Source organism: Halomonas sp. 113 (genome assembly GCF_904067645.1).
Classification (GTDB): Bacteria; Pseudomonadota; Gammaproteobacteria; order Pseudomonadales; family Halomonadaceae; genus Vreelandella; species Vreelandella titanicae.
This window is the reverse complement of the sequence record NZ_LR881453.1, coordinates 5,147,784-5,171,525: the sequence shown is the minus strand read 5'-3', so window position 1 is coordinate 5,171,525 and position 23,742 is coordinate 5,147,784. Positions and strand designations below refer to the sequence as shown.

The following is a 23,742-nucleotide window of genomic DNA, read 5'->3' as shown; positions in this document are numbered from 1 at the left end:
CATGAACACTCTCGATCTGCTTATAGGTGGTCATTCACGCTCAGCTCACGAGTCCGCCACCTTCGAGCACACCAACCCGCTGAGCGGAGAAACTGTCACCTGTATAGCGGCCGCATCGGTTAGCGATGCTCAGGCCGCCGCCGAGGCTGCAGACCGTGCCTTCCCGGCTTGGTCAGCAACGGGCCCCGGTGAAAAGCGCGCCAAGCTGCTCAAAGCTGCAGAGGCCATGGAAGCGCGACAGGCGGAGTTTATCGAACGTATGGTAGATGAAACCGGCGCTACGCCAGGCTGGGCAGGTTTTAACGTCATGGTCGCCGCCAGCATCCTGCGCGAGGCGGCATCGCTGACTACGCAGGTAGGTGGTGAGGTAATACCCTCCAACGTGCCCGGAAGTTTGGCGATGGGCGTGCGGGTACCCTGCGGCGTGGTGGTGGGGATCGCCCCCTGGAACGCGCCTATTATTCTTGGCACGCGTGCCATTGCGACGCCGCTGGCGTGTGGTAATACGGTGATTCTTAAGGCCTCTGAACAGTGCCCCGCGACGCATCACCTGATTGGGGAGGTACTGATTGAGGCGGGTCTGGGCGATGGCATCGTTAACGTGGTGACCAATGCGCCCCCGCAGGCCGCCGAGGTCGTCGAGTCGCTGATTGAGCACCAAGCCGTGCGCCGTATTAATTTCACTGGCTCTACTCAGGTGGGGCGCATTATTGCCGAAAAGGCCGCGCGCCATCTTAAGCCGGTCTTGCTGGAACTTGGTGGAAAGGCGCCGTTCGTGGTGCTGGAAGATGCCGACCTGGATGCTGCCGTTGAGGCCGCCGCCTTTGGCGCCTTCTTCAACCAGGGCCAGATCTGTATGTCCACTGAGCGGTTGATTGTGGTGGATGCGGTCGCTGATGCCTTCGTCGAAAAACTGGCTCGCAAAGCACAAACGCTGCGCGCGGGCGATCCCCGAGGTGAAGGTAACGCGCTGGGTACGCTGATCAATCGCGAATCGGGCGAGAAGCTCAACGCCCTGCTTGACGACGCCCAGCAGCATGGCGCTCGTTTAGCCTGTGGCGGCAAGGCCGAAGGCGTCATTATGCAGCCGACCGTGGTGGATGGAGTTACTAATGCGATGCGCCTGTATGGCGAAGAGTCGTTTGGCCCGGTGGTGACGATGATGCGTGTTAAAGATGAAGAGGAAGCCCTGCGTGTGGCGAACGATAGTGAGTATGGCCTTTCTGCCGCCGTCTTCAGCCGTGACACCGCCCGGGCGATGCAGTTTGCGCAGCGCATTGAGTCGGGTATTTGCCATATCAATGCACCCACCGTTCACGATGAGCCGCAGATGCCCTTTGGCGGCGTTAAATCGAGCGGCTACGGACGCTTTGGCGGTAAGGCCGGGATTGAGGAGTTCACCGATCTGCGCTGGATGACCATGCAGCTTGGCCCACGCCATTATCCCATTTAGCTAGTGCAAGAAGGATGTCTGGTAAGAAAGCGACGTCAATAAGAAATCCTTATGGTGGGGCGACTCGCTCGGTAGAGAAATATATCGATCTGACAAGGTAATCGTATTTTTCACACTGAAGCCGCCTTGGTGTGTTTAAAGGTGGCTTTTTTTGGTGCTTCAGGCGATCGTTAATTGCGCTACTAGTCGCTGCCTCGACCATAGTGGTGAGTAAATATTGGAAAAGTCCAATTATATAATGCCATTGTACCTTGTATAACAAGCCTTCTAGCCAGCAGCACTGGAGACTCTAAGCACTCGGCTAGAACGACGCGTTGCTATACCTGAGCATAGACGAATGTCGATTAGCCCTACGCCTGATAGTGGACTAATGTGGTCGTATAAGGCGAACTAGTATTCGCTATGCGAACTTAAAATAATCCAAAAAAGTCCTGGAGGCTCCTATGAAAATGTCCCTATCCCGTTGTGTTTTGGCAGCGGCAATTACTGGCCTGGCCGTTAGCTCGGCCCAGGCAGAGACCACCCTGCGTATGGCCCACTTTTGGCCTGGCCCTTCAGGCGTCAATGAAGATGTTTTGCAGGCATGGGCCGATACGATCGCCGAAGAATCCAATGGCGATCTAACCATTCAAATGTTTCCCGCCGGTACCTTAGCCAAGCCGGATTCCATTTATGAAGCCGCTGCCAACGGTATTGCCGATATTGGTGCTACTGCCCAGGGCTATACTGCCGGCCGATTCCCTCTCTCACAGATCGTTGAACTACCTGGGGTAGCGAGCACGGCAACGCAAGGTGCTTGCGTACTGCAAACGCTCTATGACGACGGCCATTTAGACAGCGAATACGCAGATACCCGCCCGCTGTTTATGTTTACCACGGGCCCAGGCGGCATCCACACCATCGACACCGATGTACAAACCCCTGCCGACCTGGAAGGGCTGCGTATACGCCGCCCCACCGCTGTGGCGGGTGAGATGCTGGAAAATATGGGGGCAAGCCCGGTGGGCATGCCTGCGCCTGATATTTATACCTCCATGCAGCGCGGCGTTATTGATGGCCTGAGTTTCCCCTGGGAAGGCTTAAAAGGCTTCCGTATTAACGAACTCGTCAACTACCACACCGAAGTACCGTTCTACACGCTGATCTTTGTCGCCACCATGAATCAGCGCGCGTACGATAATTTGACGCCTGAACAGCAGGCGGTAATCGATAATAACTCAGGCATGAAATGGGCTGAAAACGCTGGCGCGGTATTTGATCGTCTCGACGTTGAAGGCAAGCAAGAGGCTGCCGACGCCGGCCATACCATTCGTGAAATTGAAAATCCGCTGGCGCATCCAGACTGGCAGGAGCCGCTTGAAACAGGCATCGAAAATTACCTGACGCAGCTGGAAGAGCGCGGTCTTGATCAGGCGCGCGATGTCTATCAGGCGGCATTGGCAGCCAGTGAGTCTTGCAGCGCCCAATAGGGGTAATGTGTCATGCAGTCTACTCTTTACCGTGCCAGCCATTGGCTGGCCCTTATTTGTCGCTTGGTGGCCGGGGTCGCTTTGATTGGCCTGCTGGCGGTTACCATTGCTGATGTCAGCACACGCTACCTTTCCCGGTTGACGGAGGGCGCGATTGCGCTGCGCGTATCGGGGAGCGTGGAGTTGGTTAGCTATTTGATGTTGTTCGCGCTATTGGCAGCGATGGCGGCTAATGTCGAAAAAAGCCAAGTGGTGGTGGAAGCGTTCTCACATCGCTTACCACAAGCCATCAAAAATCGTGTGCAAGGCGTCTTTTTGCTCGGTTTTATGGCGCTGGGGCTGATCCTGTTTGTGGGGTTACTGGATTCTGCTGCCGCTGCTACGCGGCATGGGGAAATAACCCAAGACCTGCGACTGCCCATGGGGCCGATTTACCAGTTGGCAGCGGTGCTCAGTTTGCTGCTGGGAATACGTAGTTTTATTCACGCCTTGCTCGGCGTTATTTATGCAGTGGGTGAGGAGGCAGCGCATGGGGAGTGAAGCGATTGGTGCCATTGGGCTTGGGCTTTTATTGGTATTGATGATTCTGCGCGTGCCAGTTGCTCTCACGATGCTGATCGTGGGGGTGGTGGGCTTTGCCCAGATCATTAGCTGGGATGCGGCTGTCGCTCAGTTAAAAACCGTGCCGGTGGAAGTACTCTCTAACTACAGTTTCAGCGCCGTGCCCATGTTTATCTTAATGGGCGTGCTGGCTGCTCATTCGGGGATGGCCGGTAAGCTGTTTGATTCAACCCGTATTATTTGTGGTGGCTGGAAGGGTGGCCTGGCGATTGCGGCCGTGGGCTCTTGCGGCATCTTCTCCGCTATCTCCGGCTCTTCGTTAGCGACTGCGAGCACTATGACCCGGGTGGCGTTACCGGAGATGGAGCGCTATGGCTATAACCGTGGCTTAGCCACCGGTGCGCTGGCCGCAGGCGGCACGCTGGGCATTATGATTCCACCCAGTATCGCGCTGCTCATCTATGCCATTCTTACCGAACAGTCCGTTGGCGATATGTTTATGGCGGGGCTAATTCCCGGCCTGCTGGGGCTCGCGATGTATTCACTCACCATTACGGTAGTGATGTATCTGCGCCCTTCACTCGCCGTGGCGGGTGAGCCCACTGCCTGGAAAGAGAAGCTGCTCTCACTGACCGGCTTAGTGCCCTTTTTTGGCGTTTTCCTGGTGATGATTTTAGGTATCTATTTTGGTGCCTTTACGCCGACGGAAGGCGCTAGCGTTGGGGCATTCGCTACGCTGCTCTACGCCTTAGCGAAAGGCATGCGCGGCGCGCAGCTATGGCATAGCGTACAAGAGACATTGGCGCTCTCCGCGGTAGTTTTCTTTATGCTGGTAGGGGCCGAAACGCTGGGTTACTTCATTTCGGTGTCGCGCATTTCGTTCTCCATCACTGACCTACTCTACGGTATGGATCTAACGCCCATCGTCGTCGTGCTGTGCATCCTGGCGCTCTACTTCGTGCTGGGCATGTTCATGGACTCCATCGCGATGCTGGTGATCACCGTGCCGGTGGTTTACCCGATTATTCAGGCGATGGGCATCGACCCGGTGTGGTTCGGTATTTTGACCGTACTGACCGTTGAGCTGGGACTAATGACCCCGCCGGTGGGGATGAACGTGTTTGTGATTAAAGCGATGGCGCCACATGTCGGGCTAGGGGAGATATTTAAAGGGGTGGCGCCTTTTGTGGTTTCTGACTTAATACGACTAGCGCTATTAATCGCCTTCCCCATTTTGAGCACGCTGTTTCTGCTCTAGTTGGTGAGTACGCTTGCCTGTACCCAAGCCAGCGCTATGTCTCTGTGGTGTGCGGTAATACCTTCATCATGAAGGTTTCCGGGCAGTACCCGGCTGTGCACCATCTAATTGCCCACCCCGACATGCGGCGGATCAATTTCACCAGCTCCACCGGCGTTGCGCTTAGTTTTTGAGGCTATCGAGATTTAAACCCCGAAGGTCGAACTGGGAGTTCAACTTTCGGGGTGCTGTGTAGACCTGTATTAATGGGCTCTGTGAAACTTAGAAATCGTATCGAACCCCTAAAGCCCACCAATCCTTATCAATCGCATTGATCTCCCTATCTGTACTGCTAGCATATTCTAAATATACAAACATTGGATCACTAAGCCGGTAGCTGCCACCCGCAACGTATTGGACGTCACTCAAATTCATGTCACTATTTTCCATATAGCTGACGTTCCCGTATATTTTGCCTTCTGAGTAACTAAAAACGGGTGCTATACCATAATGACGAATATCTCCCTGCTCTTCAAATAACGCACCGACACTTAGCTGTGGAGATATTTTGTAGGTTACGCTTGCCCCGAGTAGAGCATCATCATCACCTTCTGCTTCATCATAGCCAGCGGCAAAACGTACCGGGCCTGTTTCATAGGCTACATATCCCATTAGGTTAAGTGTTTCTTCTTCACCTGCATCTTCATCTTCTGGATCGAGCTTTCCAGCGACACCCAGGCTGAAGCCATCGAAACTTTGGGATTCAAAAGAGATAGAGTTTCCACGGGCGCGGGCACCACCTTTTGCCAAGGCTCGCCAATCCACAGTATTTCTTACATTGATAACCTTGGATATGTTCTGATAATAGATGGAGTCAAAGTTACCAACCTTTACGGCTCCGACGTCTTCAAATCGTAGCCCTACATATGTGTTCCTTATATCATCAATGACGTTAGGCCGTGCCTCGTCACGATCATTAGCGGTGAATCTAAACTCGGCTCTTATAAAACCTTCTAGCTTAGGATTTATCCTATGTCCAGCTTTAAAGCCAAGTCGTGAACCTTCTTCACTAATATAGTCGTTACCGTCATCGTTGTTTAACGTCAAGTGTATACGGCCATATAGGTCAAAGTAAGTTTCTCCGTCTTCATACACATTGAATGCCTGTGTGGTTCCTGAAAACCCTAAACCTGCTACTAGTGCCAATGTAGAAATGCCATGGCATTTTTTGTTGTTCAACAACATGTTTACTCCCTGATTTATCTTTTTGAGTTTGTTTTTACACTGCCGTGAGATTTTTTTTCTTTTTGGCCCTCCTCTTTTTTATTAAATGTTGTATGGCGTAGGCATTAATAAGCCGCTCACGCAGCCAAAGCGGGATCACAGAGAGTGGCCAAAGTTGCCAACCTGTAACCCAGCGATGCTGGAGGAGCTTGTAAGCGCAATACGCCCTAGTTTTTATCGGTCAGTCTGAAATCATCGATCTCAGAACATCTGGTGAGTCATTTCTCTTTGGTGACGCTCGTTGATTCCCTTTAGTAGCAGGTGTCGTTTCGACTGTAATGTTGAGCAGTCACTCTGGCGCTGGATCTGCAAGCGTTTTTGGATGCGTTCGATCAGCTGACCTTGAGCGTCTTCAGGACATCGAGTGTGAAATCGGTAATCATGGTGTTTTCTGGTTCTTCATGGGTCGGCATTTTCATTCCTAGCCGACCCAGAATTGACGGGTGTAACCGGCGGTTCTCAACCGAAAAGCCACGGGTCGATCAGCCCACTTGGATAGGTCAGTGTTAAGAACTCAGCCATGCCGACCAGGAAAACGGTGACTCCAAGCGCCATGCTAGCGGCGATCCAGGGTTTGAGCCGTGCGATCACCAGCAGGAAGGTGAGGCAGAATAGCGTAGCTGCGGTAATGAAACCGAGCAGCACCATTGTCGCCACCAGCGCAAAGAAACCGACCAGCCAGAGTCCTTGCTGACGCATAGCCTGGTTTTGCCACAGGGGTCGATGCATCACGCACCGGGCGATCTCCAGCAAGCAGGAAACGGCAAGAATTGCGATGGCCAGACGGGGCATGATGCCCCCAATCAAAGAGAGATCGGCAACATCTATCCAGGCGACGGCGGCGGTGCCAAGCAGCGTGATGAAAAGTACCACGTCGATCACACCCAGGCTGGGGGGCACCGTGGGCGCTGCTGCTGCACCGTCGGTCTGACGGCGTTTGGCCCATAGAGAGCGCAGCATGGGAATTAACATCGCGCCCAGGATGAGGGCACCGATAATCAGCACACCGGGCCGTTGGAAGGCGCCCATTCCCTGAAACTGGACTGCTTGGTAGAAGTAGGATTCGGCACCTGGGGCAAGTACGAAGCCGATCAGGAACGCCGGACGTGACCAGTTCGCCTGCTTGAAAAGAACACCCAAGATGCCGACCGCCCCGAGGGCGAGCAGGTCGCCCGTGGCGCGCGTGGCCTGAAAGGCGGCAAACATGATCAGCACGGTGATCAGCGGTGCCAGGGTGACAAAGGGCAACCGGGTCAGGCTGGCTACCGGGCGAGCGAGAGCCAGACACAATGCAGCCCCCAGGATGTTGGCCAGAGCGAGTGACCAGATAATGGTGTAGGTCAGATCCAGGTGAGTCTCGATCATGCCGACGCCGGGCTGCAGACCAAGCAGCAGAAGCCCGCCGAGGAAGACTGCAGCCGTACCTGAACCGGGCACCCCAAACAACAGGGTCGGTACCATGGCACCACAAGCGCAGGCATTGTTGGCAGACTCTGGGGCAATCACGCCGCGGATATCGCCCTTGCCAAACTCCGACTTGTCTTTGGCGGTTTGAACCGCATGGCCGTAGGTGAGCCAGTCGACCACGGAGCCGGCCAAGCCAGGAATGGTGCCGACTAAACTACCGATACCCGCACAGCGTGCAACGAGCCCACGGTTCTGGCCCACATCCCGAATGCCTTGCCGCCAGCCCTTGCCGAGCTTACAGGGCTCTTCGGCGATTGCACCGCGCTTGACCAGCAGGTCGATGATTTCGGGCAGAGCAAAAATCCCCAGGCCAACCACCACCAGTGGCAGGCCATCATAGAGATAGTCGAGCCCAAAGTTCATGCGGAACTCGCCAGTGGCCGGCGCCATACCAATGACACCCACCAGCAGGCCTAGTCCGCAAGCGGCAAGGCCCTTGAAGAGGTCTTGCCCTGAGAGTACAGCCACCATCGACAGGCCGAGCAGGGTCAACATGAAGAGCTCGGAGGAAGAGAACGAAAGCACCAACGGGCGCGCGATCAGGATGAAGCCAGTCAGTACGACAGCACCGACCAGGCCGCCGATCATCGAGGATAGAAAGGCGCTCGACAGCGCACGGGCTGCCTGGCCACGCTTGGCCAGCGCGAAGCCATCGATCACCGTCGCCTGAGAGGCACTCGAGCCGGGAATTCCCAGTAGCACGGAGGCAAAGGTATCGCCGGTGGGAATCACTGCGACCAGGCCCATCAGCATGCCAAGAGCCACGGTCGGCTCCATGCCATAGAGAAAGGGGAGAAGCAGCGACATACCGGCGATGCCACCAAGACCGGGGATGATGCCGACAACAAGGCCGACAAGAACCCCCACGATCATGAAGAGCAAATGGGAAACAGTGAATAACTGTCCCAAGCTGGAAAGAAGGATATCAAGCATGGCGTGTGGCTCTTGAGTTATTTAAAAAGAGGGAGCCCGGGGCTACCGACCCCGTCGGGGTCGGCACATCCCGCACCGCGTCAGATTTTGGCGCCGTGCTCCGACTGAAGCCAGTCGGCCAGCCATTCGCGGGTAGCATCATTGATGGACATAGCGTCGTCGAGATGGCGCTGTGCAGTGTCGCCGATGACTGGCGTGTACGGGCCCAACTGGGCTGCAGCCGCCTCCTTGAATGCCTCAGTACTTACGAAGTCGCGAGCCGCCTGCCGGTAAGTATCAATCAGGGCTTGCGGCGTTTCCTTTGGCACCATGATCAGCTTTTGCAGTGCATAGCCGGACGCGAAGAACTTGCGGAACGCTTCATAGGCGTCTCCTGTCGGTGCTTCGCCATGGTGCTCCTGGTAGACCTCGTTGAAGGTGGGAAGCTCGGGGAAGGCTGGGTCGCGGACGATCTCTCCTTCATCGTTCAGCATGCCCAGCGAGAAGAGTGGCACGGCCTTGCCGGACTCCACCAACGGCGTTACGTTGCTCAAGTAGGCAGAGGTGGTCTGGAAGTCGATATCGGCTTCGCCACGTTCAAAGGCTAGGCGGCCCTCACCGCGGCTGCGCATACCGAACACTGCCTGTACATCAGCCCCCAGCATATCCAGAGCGATCAATACCGGAAGCTCGACGCCAGTGGGGTTCTGCGCCGCTAGCTTAACTGGTTGTGTCAGCAGGGCATCCAATGCTGCGTCGGCCGTCTCACCCAAGCTTGGCTGGGCATAAACGACACCCCCGGTTGGCGTGGCCAGGATGGGAGTCCAGTCGTTGTAGTCATAGCGAACGCGAGGGTCATCCAGCATGGCCGGATACTGAGTCGAGGCGGAGGTTCCCAGCCAATCACTGCCGTCCGTTTTGGCACGCAAGGCGAAGACATTGGCTCCATTGATGGAACCGCCGCCGGGAACATTGTCGATCATTAAAGTCGGCTCTCCTGGTAGAGAATTGCTCAGCCAGGGAGAGAAGAAACGCGCCCAGACATCGGTACCACCGCCGACGCCAAATGGAATAGTCCATTTGATGTTACCGGGTACTTCGACATCCTGGGCCTGGGCAGAGGTCATTAAACTCAAGCCCGTGAGGGTAAGCCCCAGTAAAGCAGCTTTCTTGAGCCCAAGTGTGATGGTGGGGGCTACAATCTTTTGGGTTTTCATGGCGTTACTCCTAGCATATTGTCGTTGTCGTTATTAAAGATGAGTCGGATGAGAGGACCCAACTGTTTCTATTAAGTCAGTAAATCCAGCCTAGGCGTGGCAGGAAGCGAGTAGAAAATGGAACCACTCATGATTTTTCTGGCAGTGCGAATCAATGACACGCGGGTAATATCGCAGAAATCGTTATTACGGTGCTCAACGTCGATGTCGATGTAACCGGAAGGATGCTCCAGCTTCACCTGCGCCAGAAGCTTGCCAGATGAAATTCGCTTGTTGTCTAACGCGATGCGATGGGCAATGGTGCCTGGGACACTGACCGCCGAGGCTAATGCGATGGCACCGGTCACGGCGATGGCCTTGTGGCAACGATGGGGCACGAAGTAGCGCGTGCACAGAGTGCTGCCGCTGTCCCGAGGCGCGGATAGGAGCACCGGTTTGGGCAACACACCTTGGCTGACGTCGCCCAGACCCATTCGCCGTCCAGCCTCCCGGCGAATAATCTCAAGCCGTTCGAGGGCGTTACGGTTATCATTCAATTCGGCGGGCTCTTCATCACCCCTTAGGCCTAGATCGGCGGCGTCTAACATGACAATCGGAGTCGCTGCGTCGAGACAACTAACAGCGACACCCTCAATCATGTCACAAGCCTGCCCAGTCGGCAGTAGGGCGCCCGTCTTGGTGCCGATAACGTTGAGGAAGCCGAGCATGATGCCGGCTGAGCTCCCCGGCACACCGCTGATGGAGGTATCGCCCTCGTAGGACACCTGACGGCCAGGTGTTGGCACATGGCACTCGATCAAGCGCTGGGTGTTCAGATTTCGAACCCGAACGAGAGTCGTTCCCTCTTGGGGTTCAACCAACCCGGTTTCGATTGCATAAGGGCCTACGGCGGAAAGCATGTTGCCGCAGTTGGGGTTGAAGTCCACATGGTGATTCAGCACGTCGACTTGGGCGAATAGATAGTCGACGTCGGCCTCCGGGTCGGAAGAGCGTTCCACAATCGCGACCTTGCTAGTCAACGGGTCGCCTCCCCCAATACCGTCGATCTGTAGGGAGTGACCGGATCCCATCAAACTGAGCAGGATCTTGGCTTGAGCTTCCTGGCTACTGGGGAGATCACTCATGCGTAGGAAGGGGCCTCGGGAGGTGCCGCCACGCATGATCATGCAAGGAATGCTATTTAACATTGTTCATGCCCGTCTCTGAAAATCATGATCTGAGCATGTCAGTGAACATGTAATGCTTCAAATGCAAATAAAGAGCAGTTCTAATGTGTTTTTTGGATTAATGTGATAGCGTTATCAAATACATTACTTCGTGCAAGAATATACGTATGCAGCATCGGCTAGAATTTTTGGATCTTCAGGCATTCATTCAGGTGGCAGAGCTAGGCTCCTTCCACCAAGCAGCGCAGCGGCTGCATATCTCACAGCCCGCTCTGTCTCGGCGCATCCAGAAGCTTGAGGACTTGCTAGAAGTTGAACTGCTAGAGCGAACCACTCGGCGTACTCGCCTGACCCCCATTGGTGCAGATTTCCTGCCGCGTGCACGCCGCATGATTGAGGAATACGAGTCTTCAATTCTGGGGATACGCGAGCTCGCGACGCACCAGAAAGGCACAGTGACCATTGCCTGCCTACCCACCGCCGCCTTCTATTTTTTGCCCAGCGTGATTCGAGGCTTTAGCGAGGCTTGGCCGGGTATTCGCATTCGTATCCTCGACGTTAGCGCCAATGAGGGGCTAGAGCGGGTCATCAGTGGAGAAGCTGACTTTGGCATTAATATGTTTAGTGCACAAAGCACCGAGGTTCGCTTCACTCCCCTTTTGCGTGATCCTTTCGTCCTCGCCCTGAGATCAGATCACCCACTTGCGGCAAAGGAAGATATTGGTTGGGCGGATCTCGAACAGGTCAGATTAATCACCGTCAGTCGGGATAGTGGCAATCGCACGCTATTGGACAATGCGCTTGCTGCTGAAGGTATACGCTTGAACAGCTTCTACGAGGTTCAACATCTTTCCACCTCGCTTGGTCTGGTGGAATCCGGTCTGGGTGTGGCGATCCTGCCTAGAATGACGATGCCGGGAGCGGATCATGACACCCTCTGCTCTCGGGAGCTTCCAGAGCCCCGCATTCAGCGCACCATTGGTCTAGTCAGAAGTAACTCGCACAGCATCTCCAGCACAGCCCAGTTATTTATCGATATGCTTCTCGAACATTGGGGAAGCTCGGCTAGCTCCTAAAAGCATTTCAATTTGACAGTGATGTCTTTATTGTTAGCTCTTCTACTTTTCATATTGATTTAGTCTGAGCTAACAGGTGTGCTGCCGCAGCCGAAAATCCCGCGGTGAAAGCGTGGTATTGCGCTTAAAAAAGCGCGTGAAGTAAGCCGGTTCAGAAAAGCCTAAGCTGTCAGAGACTTGGCCAATGGTCATATTGGTATAGGTGAGCTGGCGCTTGGCTTCCAGCAGCAAGCGTTCATGCAGCAATTGCAGGGCGCTGCGTCCTGCGAGTTGGCGGCAGAGCATATTCAAGTGCGCGCTACTCACCCCAATCTGCTCGGCTAACTGTTCAATACTCGGCTGCTCGCGATAGTGCGCTTCGATTAGCGCTTGATAGTGCTCTAAATGCTGCCGACCTTTGTCACTTTGGCGGGGGCCGTAGCGCTTTGCCGTGCTGCCGGTATAAGCACAAAGGCGCGATAGCTCGACCACCAAGGCTTGAATAAGTGCTTCGAGTAGGCTGTTTCGTCCAGGGGCAGGGTGGCGGTACTCCTGGTCGACCTGAGAGACCAGGGTGGCAATTCGTTCAGCCCGGTTGGCCTTTAGCAGCGGGTAGAAGTCGGCTTTTTTTAGCGTACTGCTCTCACCCATTAGCGCATGTAAGTGGTCTGCCAATGGCTTGGCCAGGGTAATGATGTGCCCCTGCACATCCGGTGAGAAGTGAAAGCCATGAATGGTCATGGCGGGCACCACGATAGCGCTGGTACTCTGCAGCTGATGGTTCGTTCCCTCCAGTTCTAACTCAACGCTACCTTGAGCAATAAACAGAATATGCACTAGATCGGCGTGGCGATGCGGGCGTATACGCCAGTCATGTAACTGGCTGCGCTCAGGAATGGATTCGCAGTGGAGCAAGTCTGGCGTGGGCCAATGCTGCGTCTCGCCATAGAGCTTAAATACGGGCACGGACGTTGCCGACGAGGCTGGCATCACCGGTATCTCCTATACGACTAAGGTGGGGTGAAAAAGCGCTAAATGTCCAATAATTGATCTAGATCATGCCTTATTATGCGGCGTGTTTCATTGAAAAATACAAGTCATAAGTTTTAGATAATGACAATGATGAGGCATCCCCTATGAAAACACAGGTCGCGATTATTGGCGCTGGCCCTTCTGGTCTACTGCTGGGGCAGCTACTCCATCGCCAAGGCATTGATAATGTGATTGTTGAGCGGCGTAGCGGTGAATATGTATTGAGCCGTATCCGCGCCGGTGTGCTTGAGCAAGGCATGGTGGACTTGCTGCGCGAAGCGGGTGTTGACCAGCGCATGGATGCAGAGGGCTTACCCCATGACGGTTTTGAGCTTGTTTTCGACAACCGCCGCGTGCGAGTCGCACTGGATGAACTGACTGGCGGCAGTAAAGTCATGGTTTACGGCCAAACCGAGGTCACGCGGGATCTGATGGAGGCCCGCGCCGCCGCTGGCGCGACAACGCTCTACGAGGCGGAAAACGTGCAGCCCCACGACCTGGAGAGCGACAGCCCCTACCTCACCTTTGAACATAACGGTGAAACGGTCAGGCTTGAGTGCGACTACATCGCCGGGTGCGATGGCTATCATGGTGTCTCCCGCCAATCGATCCCTCAAGAGCGCATTAAAGAGTTTGAAAAGGTTTACCCGTTTGGCTGGTTAGGGGTGCTCTCGGACACGCCCCCGGTCTCTGATGAGCTGATTTACGCAAGCCACGAGCGTGGTTTCAGTCTTTGTAGCATGCGCTCTGCCACCCGCAGCCGTTACTACCTGCAAGTACCCTTGGATGAAAAGGTAGAAGATTGGTCGGACGAGCGTTTTTGGGAAGAGCTCAAGCGCCGCCTACCTGACGAGGTGGCCGCCAAGCTTGTCACCGGGCCTTCCATCGAGAAGAGCATCGCACCGCTGCGCAGCTATGTGGTCGAACCAATGCAGTACGGGCGACTGTTTCTGGTCGGTGATGCGGCGCATATTGTACCGCCCACCGGTGCCAAAGGGCTTAACCTGGCCGCCAGCGATGTGAATACGCTTTATCGGCTAATGGTGAAGGTCTACCAAGAGGGACGCACGGATTTGATCGAGCGCTACTCACAAACGTGCCTGAAGCGCATCTGGAAGGCGGAGCGCTTTTCCTGGTGGATGACCTCCATGCTGCACAATTTCTCTGATGAGGAAGATTTCAACAGCCGCATGCAGTTGGCCGAGCTGGACTACATAACCAGCTCAAAAGCGGGGCTGACGACCATTGCGGAAAACTATGTGGGTCTGCCCTACGAACCGCTGGAATAGCGCCTACCCGTTGTCCATTTATCCTCCTTGCCCAGGCTGACGCTTGGGCTTTTTTGTGCCTTCTCGCTCAGTTTAAACAGTGTTTTCGTGGACTATTTCCGTGGTCTAAGTGAGTAATGGCGGTGGTGGCTACATCGTGTGAGGCTTTTGCTTGAGCGTGCCGAATTAAAAGCGAGCAGATCCGCTCCAGTGTGCACAGTATTGGTGCGCTGTGATACTTACTAAGCCATCCGATTACTTAGGTAGGCGGCTAATTATTCTCAAGAAATTAATTTATATTATTGATAATAATTGAATTAATTTTAATGGGCGAGTTTTTTGCATAAAAAAATAGATTTATGTCTGGGTATTTACTTTACTTTTCATGTGATGTTGAATGTTTTCTGCTAGGATTACCTGACATTCAACACAAAAACAAATAGGGCTAATGACCAATGACCAGCCAAAAAAAGCTGTGGCTCGAAACTTCTCGCCGACTGACACGCTTGAGCGGCGTATGCGCTGGGGTGCTACTCAGCACCAGTGCGTTAGCGGATAATATCAACCTCAGCTATGCCTTCTTTGCGCCTTCCCAAACCTTTCCCGCTGTGCAGATGGAGCACTGGGCGAAAGAGCTTAACGAAAGAACCGATGGCCAGGTAAACGTCAACACCTTCCCTGGTGGAACGTTGCTGACGGCTGCCAACATGTTCGATGGCGTCTTAAACGGTGTTGCCGATATCGGTCTCTCTGCCACCTCATACGAGCCGGGACGTTTTCCGTTACTCAATTTGGCCGGAAATCTAACGGGTATCGACGTGAATTCGCAGACAGCCAGCCAGGCAGTGTACGAACTGATCAAAGAGTTCCCTGCAGAAACGCTGGGCTTGGAAGAGTTTAAAGTCATCACGGCGTTCACCTCAGAGCCAGGCTACCTACATACTCAAGAATCAGTGACTTCGCTGGAGGATCTTGAGGGCCAAGAGATCAGGGTGCCAGGCGACAGTACAGCCGTTGTTCAAGCCCTTGGTGGCGTGCCTGTGGGTCTCACCCAATCGGAAACGGGGGAAGCCCTTCAGGCGGGTATCGTTAATGGCTATGTAGGTTCACGTGAGACGCTGATGGATCTGCAGTATGCCCGCAATGTGAGCTATATCACGGATTATCCTCTGACCAACGTTGTCTTCGTTGCGGTGATGAATCAGCAGCGGTGGGACGCTTTACCTGAAAACGTTCAGCAGGAGATCGATGCATTGGGTGCCGAAATGGCCTCCTATGCAGGTAAGTATCTCGATGAACACATCCAGGAATCCTTGACGTGGGCTGCCGAGAACCATGATCTTGAGCAGCTCACCTTGTCCGAGGAGGAGGCTGAGCGCTGGTCGGCCTTGCTGGAGCCCATCAATGAGCAACGGCTGGAAGAGGTGGCTGCTCAAGGGCTTCCTGCCTTTGAGTTGCGCGATCGGTTTATTGAGCTGATCGAACAAAACCAATAGTTGCCTGCGCTTTTTGTCTGGGCGCATTTATTTGCGCCCAGTAAGCGCCATGCTGATAGATCTAGGTAGTTACCATGAATAAATTTAATTGGGTAATTAGCCGTCTCTTACTCTATGTAGCCGGCTCGGCATTACTAATGATGGTATTTTTGGTGGTCGGTAACATCATAATGCGCCAAGTTAGCTCTTCATTTGGTGGTACCACCGAAATGGTGGGCTGGCTAACCGCGGTGGTAGTGGCGCTATCGCTCGCATACTCCCAGCTTACCAAAGCCCATATTGAGCTAGACTTGCTGGTCGAACATTTGCCCACCCGTCTGCAAAGCGTTCTCTATGTCTTGGTCTCAGGTGCAAGTTTTTTATTCTTCTCCATGGTGGCTTGGAAGCTTTGGGAGTATGGCTTTAGCGCTATGCAAAGAGGTTCTTTATCGCAAACACTGCGTATTGCGTTTTACCCCATTGTTTATCTAGTGGCACTAGGGTTTTCTGCTTTTTGCTTGGTTCTTTTAGCAGATTTTTTGAGTAGTCTAAAAAAGGTGGTAACACAATGAGTATGACGCTGGTAGCTTTGTTAGGCGTGCTCTGTTTGTTTCTTCTTATTTTGTTAAAAATGCCGATTAGCTTCGCTATGTTCATGGTGGGTTTTTTTGGCATGCTTTACATGACTAGTCCTATTGCCGCGTATAACGTTATTAGTTCAGGAATCTGGGAGCAATTATCGGGTTACTCTCTTAGTGTCATACCCTTATTTATTTTTATGGGGGAATTGCTGTTTCGCTCAGGGATAACGGAAAAAATATTTGCAGCTGCCTATGCCTGGATAGGCCATTTCCGTGGCTCCATGGCCACAACGACGATCCTTAGCAGCGCAGGTTTTGCAGCGGTTAGCGGTTCGAACACCGCCACAGCAGCTACTGTCGGTACCATTGCTCTCCCCGAAATGAAGAAATTTGGCTATAACCGCGCGCTCAGTGCTGGCAGTGTCGCGGCGGGGGGCACGCTGGGGGTCATCATTCCACCAAGTTCTGTGCTGATTGTTATTGCGCTACAAGCTGAGCTGGCCATTCGCGACCTGTTTCTAGCCAGTATTGTCCCTGGGCTTATCCTGGTCGTGCTGTTCATCGCGACGATTGGACTACTCTGTCGGCGTCGCCCCGATATGGGGCCAGCAGGTGTGCGTTCGAGCTGGTCCGTAAGGTGGCGTTCGCTGAAAGGTATTATCGAAATTGGTGCCCTGTTTACACTAGTACTGGGGGGGCTATTTGCGGGCTGGTTCACCTCAACAGAAGCTGCTGCGGTGGGCTGTATTGGCGCAATGCTGATTACCCTGATACAAGGAAAGCTCTCTTGGGCCGTCTTGAGTGAGGCTATCGCTAATGCTCTCAAGTCGTCGGCCATGATCTTGATGTTGGTTGCTGGAGCGGTCATCTTCGGGCGCTTTCTTACCATCACAAGACTGCCTTACATGGTGGGCGAGTGGGCGGCGGCATTGCCCTTGCCAGCCATAATGGTAATGGCCTGTATTCTGCTGATCTATGTGATCGGCGGAGCGCTAATGGATGCGATGGGATTTTTAATTATCTCAATCCCGATTTTCTTTCCCGTAGCGCTTGCCTTGGGTTACGACCCAATCTGGTTCGGCGTGGTGGTATGTATCGTTACCAGTATGGGGGCGATTACACCGCCGGTGGGGGTGAACGCTTTCATTGTAAAGAGCTTGGATGCAGAGTTACGAATGGGAGAGACATTCCGTGGAGTGGGTTACTTCATACTCCCTTATCTGCTGTGCATTGCCTTGCTGTTGGTTATTCCTCAACTTGTATTGTTCGTCCTTTAGCGTTTACCCGATTATATAAATGGTTATAAATTTTATGCCTATTTACTTGAAATTTCATGTGATAAGTCTAGCGAGGTGGCTGAGGTGACTATATTGACATCGAGGTTAAGCCTGGGGCAGGGGGCGCGCAAAGTGGTCGTCAAAGATACGATCGATATCGCCGGTTTCCCCACCTGTGCAGGATCCGCTGCCCTTGCTGACACACCGCCAGCCGTGGCCCATGCAGAGATCGTCGAGCGGACGCTCAAAGCGGGATACCACATCGTGGGGAAGGCCAATCTGCATGAGCTGGCGTTTGGTATGACGGGCATCAATGCTTGGGCTGGCACGCCAGAGAATCCGCGCTACCCCAGCCTTATCCCTGGCGGTTCTTCCAGTGGGTCGGCCGCCGCGGTGGCCGCTGGTCTTGCCGATATTGGCATTGGTACAGACACCGGTGGCTCTATTCGCGTCCCCGCTGCTTGCTGTGGTGTCTACGGTCTTAAGCCCACCTTCGGGCGCTTGAGTCGCCAAGGTGTTATGCCAGCGGAAAGTAGCCTCGATTGCGTAGGCCCCTTGGCTTGTGACCTTCACGCTCTGATAGCTTTCATGGCGGCGATTGACCCTCACTTTCAGTCGTCAATGGAGGGGGCCGAGCCTGTACTGGGGTGCATCGGCGTAAATGCTGAGTCGGCCATTTGGGCAAGTATCGAAGGCCAGCTCAGTCGGTCTGGCCTGGCGCGTGGGGATGTCGCCTTGCCGCTTATGGCCGAGGCGTTCGAGGCTGCCATGGTGATTATCAATCGCGAAACTTTCCGTGCCTGCGAGGCATTGCTTGCCACAGGCAAGGTGGGCGCGGATGTCGATCAACGTTTGAAGGCCGCTGCCGCGACGACCGATGCCGAGCTAAAAGAGGCGGAGCGCATACGTCGTGCCTTTACTGCCGAAGTAGATGCAGTGCTAGAGCGGCATGATGTCCTGGTGCTGCCGACGTTGCCGCATTTTCCCATGACCGTTCAGGATGCTTTTTCGGGCCACCAGGATTTGAAAATATCGTCCCTTGCGCGGCCCTTCAACCTATCTGGGCATCCCGCCTTATCGATCCCTCTTGAGTCTCAGCAAACATTGCCTGTCTCCATGCAACTGATTGGACGTCGTGGCGATGACGCGGGTGTATGCAGGGCTGCTTTGCAACTCATGGGCCGGGTTTCGTCAGCGGGAGAGGAACAAAAAAAAGGAGTGAATCATGCAACAACACATTGATAAATCACAGTGGGGAGGCGAGGAGCGTTTTGATGCGCTGCTTGAGTCAATCCGATCCCGGCGCAAAGAGCTCGAGGAGTTGCGCCATATCCCCATGGATATCATTGACGAATTCAAAGCCATTGGCGTCTATCGTGCCATGGTACCTGCCACCTACGGCGGTGATGAGAAGTCGCCCGCCGAGTTCCTGAAAATGGTCGAAGCGATCTCGGCGGCGGATGGCTCCTCTGGCTGGGTAGCGAGTTTTGGCATGAACCCCGCCTACTTGGCCGCGTTACCCGAGGAGACCCTAAAGGAAGTGTGGGGGGATTCCCCTGACATCGTCTTCGCTGGAGGGATTTTTCCGCCCCAACCCGCTGAGCGGGTCGATAACGGTTTTCGTATCAAAGGACGATGGAAATTTGCCAGCGGTTGTATGGGGGCATCGCTATGTGGCGTGGGCATTCTCCCCGCTGAAGAAGGTGCTCTGCCACGCATGGCAGTGCTGCCCCGCGACCAGGTGAAGATCGACCCGACCTGGGACATGTTGGGCATGGTAGCCACCGGCAGCCACGATCTCGTGGTCGAGGACGCTTATGTTCCAGAGGCCTGGACCTTCGTGCGCGGCGGCAAGCCCAACGTCGATACCGCCTTCTTCCGCTACCCATCACTCTCCTTCGCCGCTCAGGTGCTGGCAGTGACTACCCTGGGCTTGGCCCGGGAGGCACTGGATATCGTCCGCGCTATGGCCGGTGGGCGTAAATCAGTCACCGGTGCCCCCAATCTGGGTGAGCGTGAGTATGCCCAGATTGCCCTCGGCAAGGCCGAGGCCAAAGTTCGCGCCGCCCGCGCCTTCTTCTATGAGAGTACCGACGCCGCCTGGGCAAGCATTCAGGCCGGGGGCGAGCCAAGCCGTGAGCAGGTCAACCTGCTGCGACTCTCTACCACCCATTTGACCCAGGAGTGCGCCGAGTCGATTCGCAGCGTATATCAGATCAGCGGCATGACTGGGGCCGACAACGGCCACCCCCTGTCGCGAATCCTGCGCGACTCGCAGCTGTGTACCCAACACGCCTTTATGGGCGAGATCACCTGGAAGAATGCCGGCGCCATATTCTTCGGCCACGATCCTTTACCGGGCTACCTATAACCGCCCTACGTAGTTTAACCAACGGAGATCAACACTATGCATCGCGTACTTTTCTGCATCGGTATCAACCAAAATTTCATGAACGCTACGGCCGAGGAAGGCAAGCAAGTCTGGCAAGCCTTCAGCCAGATGATGCAAGGCATCGATGAACTTCCTGACGTCACTATCCTGGGGATCATGGATGACGACCGCATCATGGTCGGCCCTTCCACCACCGCCCCCTGGACCGCCTACATCATGGCCGATGTCCCTGATTACGAGACTGTTGTAGCCGCCTGCAACTTCTTCCGCACCATCCCGGTGGGGGATGGCACCTATAAGCTCTGGAAATACGCCCGTGTCGAAGCGCGTATCGGCCGTGAGTTGGTGGTACCTGAATAAAGACAGCATTAGCTGGCTAGGCATGAGGAGAACAAAATGAACCAATTAATCGACGTCAAAAACATCGCGCTCGAACCAGATCAACTGGTCAATAACGATAAGATTGCGACCCCGATGTACACCAGCGCGGCGCTGTTTGAGCAAGAGCAAGAGAAGATTTTCCGTAACACCTGGGTATGGGTAGCGCATACCAGCGAGATCCCCGATAAGGGGTCTTTTAAGCTGTCCAAAGTAGGTCGTGAACCGGTCATCGTGGTACGTGACCGTAAGGACAATATCCATGTAATGGTTAATCGCTGCCGCCACCGGGCAGCGACGGTGTGCGAGGTTCACAAGGGCAAGACCTCATCTTTCCAATGCCCTTATCACGGTTGGGGCTATGGACTCGATGGCAGCCTGCGTGCTTTGCCGAATCCCGAACAGTATGGCGATGATTTCGATAAGTCACAGCATGGGATGCTCAAGCTACGCGTTGAAAGCTATCAGGGCATGGTCTTCGCCACTTTTAACGAGGGCATTGAGCCATTGGAAGACTTCCTTGGTGCTGCCAAGAAGTGGATCGATCTGTTTATGAAACAGGGCGGTGGATACCCTGTAAAAACCCTTGGCGAACATCAGTTTTCGGTGCCAATGAACTGGAAGGTTCAGCTCGAGAACACCACCGACGCCTATCACTTTCCGATCGTGCATAAGTCCTTCCTGCAATCCCTCGATGAGGAAGCCGAAAAGACGTTCACCTTCCTTGATGGCGAAGGCTTCGTTGAAGACCTGGGTAACGGTCACTCCGTCATGGTCATGATTCCCGAACTCGTCGATCTAGAGGAGGACCTCGATCGCAAGATTCCAGAGCGTTTTGCAGAGCTGGCGCAGGCGCTGCGCGACGAAGGCTACCCGGAAGACCAAGTCCGTCGCATTGTGCGCGCGGTAGGTGGCTCTGGGTTCAACCTTAATCTATTCCCCAACGTGGCGTGCTCAATGGCCTTCTTCCGGGTGTTGACGCCCGTTGCTGTCGATAAAACTGATATTCGCCACATTGCCATTGGTATGGAGGGAGGTCCCGACATCGCCAATCGCGTACGTCTGCGCTTGCATGAACACTTTCAGGGCCCCATGGGCTTTGGTTCTCCCGACGATGCCGAGGTCTGGGAGCGAATCCAGCGGGGGGTCGATGGCGGTGCTGAACTACCGATTCTGGTCAATCGTGGCATCGAGAAGGAAGTGCCGGGCGAGGCAGGGCCACGTGGTCATGTATCGGATGAAACGGGCATGCGTGCCGCCTATGCGATGTGGAAACGGATGATGCAGGAGTGAACGAAATGAACGCAATCGACAATGAAAGCCTGCTCTGGCAGGTCGCGCAGTTTATCTGGCACGAAGCGGCGATTCTGGACGCAAAAGAGTACGACGCTTGGCTTGATCTGTGGCAGCCAGAGGGCTTGTACATCATTCCTATCGAGGACGCCGACGATTACGCGGCAGTGCTCAACCTCTGTTACGACGATGACAAGATGCGCCGGGATCGTATTAAACGCTTCCAGGATGGTTTCTCGATCTCTTCGGCACCCCCTGCCGTCACCGTACGCACCTTGTCTCGTTTTGTGATCGATGCCGTCGATGGCAATACGATTGTCGTTTCATGCGCGGAGCACCTGATTGAAGACAAGTTTGGGCGTCAGCGCATTTGGGCCGCCAATGTGCGCTACACCCTCACGTCCTCCGATACCGGCTTCCGTCTTCAGGAGAAGGTGGTTCGTCTACTCAACTCTGATGGAGTGCTGAATTCGTTCAGCTATTTGTTCTGATGAGCGTACCACTACCCGACAAAATTCAGACCGCGGTGGTGACCGGCGGCGCACGTGGACTCGGGGTTCACATCGTACGCGCACTGCATAAGGCGGGGTTTCGTGTCGTTATCACCGATATCGACACCGGCCCCGCCGAAGCGCTGGCATCCGAGCTCGACCTGGCCGGGGAAACCGCGGTGACCGCAACCCTCGATGTCGCCAAGCCAGAGGATTTCCAGTGCGTGCTGGACAAGATTGTCGCGCGCTGGGGCAGTTGCGAAGTGCTGGTCAATAACGCAGCCCGAACCGCTGTACAGGGAGTGTTTGATATTGACCCAGCCCACTTTAACGAAGTGATGACCACCAACGCTGGCAGTGTCTTTGCCGGTTGCCAGATCTTTGGTCGCCACTTCAGAGAGCGTGGCTATGGGCGCATCGTCAACCTGGCGTCGCTGGCAGGGCAGAACGGCGGTACCGCCACTGGCGCTCATTATGCAGCCTCCAAGGGCGCCATTCTGACCTTGACCAAGATTTTCGCCCGCGATCTGGCGGCGGATGGGGTGACCTGCAACGCCATTGCGCCGGGGCCGCTGGATACCCCGATGGTGCGTGAGGTACTCGGTGACAATCTGGATAAAGCGCTTGCCAATATCCCCGTAGGCCAGCTGGGTTCCCCTGAGCTGGTCGCGCAAATGGTGAGCTTTCTTGCCAGCCCTCAGGCGGCTTTTGTAAACGGTGCCTGCTGGGACGTCAATGGCGGCATTTACATGCGCTGAGCATCTGGAGATGACAATGCAAGATGACATCATGACCCTGCACGTTGTGCGCCGCGATATTCATACCAATGAGATCGCAGTGATCGATCTGGCTGCTGAGAGTGGCGCTGATCTGCCTGCCTTTGAAGCAGGCGCCCACATTGATATTCACCTTGATGAAGGGCTAGTGCGCCAATACTCGCTGAGTAATCCCCCAGGGGAGCGCCACCGTTATCGGCTCGGGGTGCTGCTCGACCCCGCCTCTAGGGGAGGATCCAAGGCAGTACACGACCGCCTACACGAAGGTGTCCAGGTGAAGGTTGGCGTGCCACGCAATCTATTCCCACTGGATGGATCGGCACCGCATAGCCTGTTGGTGGGCGGTGGCATCGGTATTACGCCAATGATTGCCATGGCGTACGAGCTGCGCGATGCCGGACGCTCCTTCGAGTTGCATTACTGCTGCCGTGGGCGTGAAAAGGCAGCTTTTATTGATGAGCTTGAGTCTGCCTTTGGCGATGCGTTAGTAATGCACTTCGATGATGGGGAGGCCTCCCAGCGGCTGGAAATAGAGACGTTGCTGGCGTCACAACCCGCCCATACCCACCTCTATGTATGTGGTCCCACCGGTTTTATGGACTGGGTGATTAATGCCGCCCGTCAGGCGGAGTGGCCGCAGAATCGTGTGCATTCAGAGTACTTCTCTGCAGAAGTGGATACCAGCGGCGCCGCATTTGAAGTGGAGGCGGTTGCCAGCGGCATCACCGTTCAGGTGGAAGAGGGCATGTCCATCGCCCAGGCGCTCAAGGCGGCGGGCGTCAAGGTCAATGTTTCCTGTGAAGAGGGGGTTTGTGGCACCTGTATCTGCGAGGTGCTGGAGGGCACTCCCGATCACCGTGACCACTTTCTCAGCGAAGAAGAAAAGGAAGATAACGACCAGATTGCCGTGTGCTGCTCCAGGGCTAAAAGCGCACGCCTAGTCATTGACCTTTGATCC

The 23,742-nt window shown here is 54.7% G+C and carries 21 protein-coding genes; 16 read left to right on the top strand and 5 right to left on the bottom strand.

The window, feature by feature from the left end; all coding sequences use genetic code 11:
- The first annotated feature begins 1 nt into the window (after position 1).
- The 4 genes from YERSI8AC_RS24035 to YERSI8AC_RS24020 all read left to right on the top strand — a co-directional run bounded on the left by YERSI8AC_RS24035 (position 2) and on the right by YERSI8AC_RS24020 (position 4,741).
- On the top strand, positions 2 to 1,453 hold the full coding sequence (locus YERSI8AC_RS24035) for an aldehyde dehydrogenase (RefSeq protein WP_159177767.1): 1,452 nt from the start codon (positions 2 to 4) through the stop codon (positions 1,451 to 1,453).
- A 443-nt stretch (positions 1,454 to 1,896) separates the two neighbouring features.
- Positions 1,897 to 2,922: a TRAP transporter substrate-binding protein gene (locus tag YERSI8AC_RS24030; RefSeq protein ID WP_159177766.1), complete on the top strand. Its 1,026-nt coding sequence runs from the start codon at positions 1,897 to 1,899 to the stop codon at positions 2,920 to 2,922.
- Positions 2,923 to 2,934: 12 nt separating this feature from the next.
- The gene (locus tag YERSI8AC_RS24025; RefSeq protein ID WP_141440298.1) at positions 2,935 to 3,462 is read left to right on the top strand and encodes a TRAP transporter small permease; all 528 of its coding nucleotides are present in this window, start codon (positions 2,935 to 2,937) and stop codon (positions 3,460 to 3,462) included.
- Positions 3,452 to 4,741, top strand: coding sequence for a TRAP transporter large permease (locus YERSI8AC_RS24020; protein ID WP_141440299.1), 1,290 nt, complete (start codon positions 3,452 to 3,454; stop codon positions 4,739 to 4,741). The genes YERSI8AC_RS24025 and YERSI8AC_RS24020 overlap by 11 nt, the downstream gene beginning before the upstream one ends.
- Before the next feature lie 261 nt (positions 4,742 to 5,002).
- Here the strand turns inward: YERSI8AC_RS24020 and YERSI8AC_RS24015 are convergent, their stop codons facing one another.
- The 4 genes from YERSI8AC_RS24015 to YERSI8AC_RS24000 all read right to left on the bottom strand — a co-directional run bounded on the left by YERSI8AC_RS24015 (position 5,003) and on the right by YERSI8AC_RS24000 (position 10,787).
- The gene (locus YERSI8AC_RS24015; protein WP_086961201.1) at positions 5,003 to 5,965 is read right to left on the bottom strand and encodes a porin; all 963 of its coding nucleotides are present in this window, start codon (positions 5,963 to 5,965) and stop codon (positions 5,003 to 5,005) included.
- 498 nt (positions 5,966 to 6,463) lie between these two features.
- Positions 6,464 to 8,404, bottom strand: coding sequence for a tripartite tricarboxylate transporter permease (locus YERSI8AC_RS24010; protein WP_141440300.1), 1,941 nt, complete (start codon positions 8,402 to 8,404; stop codon positions 6,464 to 6,466).
- 80 nt (positions 8,405 to 8,484) lie between these two features.
- A complete protein-coding gene (locus YERSI8AC_RS24005; protein WP_141440301.1) occupies positions 8,485 to 9,600 on the bottom strand; it encodes a tricarboxylate transporter in 1,116 nt (371 codons plus the stop codon).
- Positions 9,601 to 9,671: 71 nt separating this feature from the next.
- Entirely contained in the window at positions 9,672 to 10,787 is a 1,116-nt protein-coding gene (locus YERSI8AC_RS24000; protein ID WP_141440302.1) for a 4-oxalomesaconate tautomerase, read from the bottom strand.
- A 146-nt stretch (positions 10,788 to 10,933) separates the two neighbouring features.
- Between YERSI8AC_RS24000 and YERSI8AC_RS23995 the strand changes: the two genes are divergently transcribed.
- The gene (locus YERSI8AC_RS23995; protein ID WP_141440303.1) at positions 10,934 to 11,842 is read left to right on the top strand and encodes a LysR family transcriptional regulator; all 909 of its coding nucleotides are present in this window, start codon (positions 10,934 to 10,936) and stop codon (positions 11,840 to 11,842) included.
- Between the two features lie 69 nt (positions 11,843 to 11,911).
- On the opposite strand, the gene YERSI8AC_RS23990 is transcribed toward YERSI8AC_RS23995, so the two are convergent.
- The gene (locus YERSI8AC_RS23990) at positions 11,912 to 12,811 is read right to left on the bottom strand and encodes a helix-turn-helix domain-containing protein (protein WP_141440304.1); all 900 of its coding nucleotides are present in this window, start codon (positions 12,809 to 12,811) and stop codon (positions 11,912 to 11,914) included.
- Between the two features lie 146 nt (positions 12,812 to 12,957).
- Between YERSI8AC_RS23990 and pobA the strand changes: the two genes are divergently transcribed.
- The 11 genes from pobA to YERSI8AC_RS23935 all read left to right on the top strand — a co-directional run bounded on the left by pobA (position 12,958) and on the right by YERSI8AC_RS23935 (position 23,739).
- Positions 12,958 to 14,142: a 4-hydroxybenzoate 3-monooxygenase gene (gene pobA, locus YERSI8AC_RS23985; RefSeq protein WP_159177765.1), complete on the top strand. Its 1,185-nt coding sequence runs from the start codon at positions 12,958 to 12,960 to the stop codon at positions 14,140 to 14,142.
- Between the two features lie 434 nt (positions 14,143 to 14,576).
- Positions 14,577 to 15,617 (top strand): TRAP transporter substrate-binding protein, encoded by a 1,041-nt coding sequence (locus YERSI8AC_RS23980; RefSeq protein ID WP_141440306.1) that lies wholly within the window; start codon positions 14,577 to 14,579, stop codon positions 15,615 to 15,617.
- A gap of 74 nt (positions 15,618 to 15,691) precedes the next feature.
- On the top strand, positions 15,692 to 16,168 hold the full coding sequence (locus tag YERSI8AC_RS23975) for a TRAP transporter small permease (RefSeq protein ID WP_141440307.1): 477 nt from the start codon (positions 15,692 to 15,694) through the stop codon (positions 16,166 to 16,168).
- Positions 16,165 to 17,454 (top strand): TRAP transporter large permease, encoded by a 1,290-nt coding sequence (locus YERSI8AC_RS23970; protein ID WP_159177764.1) that lies wholly within the window; start codon positions 16,165 to 16,167, stop codon positions 17,452 to 17,454. Before YERSI8AC_RS23975 ends, YERSI8AC_RS23970 begins: the two co-directional genes overlap by 4 nt.
- Before the next feature lie 84 nt (positions 17,455 to 17,538).
- Positions 17,539 to 18,696, top strand: a complete 1,158-nt coding sequence (locus YERSI8AC_RS23965; RefSeq protein ID WP_159177763.1) for an amidase — start codon at positions 17,539 to 17,541, stop codon at positions 18,694 to 18,696.
- Positions 18,680 to 19,825: an acyl-CoA dehydrogenase family protein gene (locus tag YERSI8AC_RS23960; RefSeq protein WP_141440310.1), complete on the top strand. Its 1,146-nt coding sequence runs from the start codon at positions 18,680 to 18,682 to the stop codon at positions 19,823 to 19,825. The genes YERSI8AC_RS23965 and YERSI8AC_RS23960 overlap by 17 nt, the downstream gene beginning before the upstream one ends.
- 36 nt (positions 19,826 to 19,861) lie before the next feature.
- Positions 19,862 to 20,206, top strand: coding sequence for an IacB protein (locus YERSI8AC_RS23955; protein WP_141440311.1), 345 nt, complete (start codon positions 19,862 to 19,864; stop codon positions 20,204 to 20,206).
- Between the two features lie 36 nt (positions 20,207 to 20,242).
- Complete coding sequence (locus tag YERSI8AC_RS23950) at positions 20,243 to 21,517, top strand: aromatic ring-hydroxylating oxygenase subunit alpha (protein ID WP_159177762.1); 1,275 nt, start codon at positions 20,243 to 20,245, stop codon at positions 21,515 to 21,517.
- 5 nt (positions 21,518 to 21,522) lie between these two features.
- Positions 21,523 to 22,008 carry an aromatic-ring-hydroxylating dioxygenase subunit beta gene (locus tag YERSI8AC_RS23945; RefSeq protein ID WP_159177761.1) on the top strand — a complete coding sequence of 162 codons (486 nt, stop codon included), beginning with the start codon at positions 21,523 to 21,525 and terminating at the stop codon, positions 22,006 to 22,008.
- Complete coding sequence (locus YERSI8AC_RS23940; RefSeq protein WP_041157361.1) at positions 22,008 to 22,766, top strand: SDR family NAD(P)-dependent oxidoreductase; 759 nt, start codon at positions 22,008 to 22,010, stop codon at positions 22,764 to 22,766. Before YERSI8AC_RS23945 ends, YERSI8AC_RS23940 begins: the two co-directional genes overlap by 1 nt.
- A gap of 16 nt (positions 22,767 to 22,782) precedes the next feature.
- Positions 22,783 to 23,739: a PDR/VanB family oxidoreductase gene (locus tag YERSI8AC_RS23935; protein WP_159177760.1), complete on the top strand. Its 957-nt coding sequence runs from the start codon at positions 22,783 to 22,785 to the stop codon at positions 23,737 to 23,739.
- Positions 23,740 to 23,742: the final 3 nt, after the last annotated feature.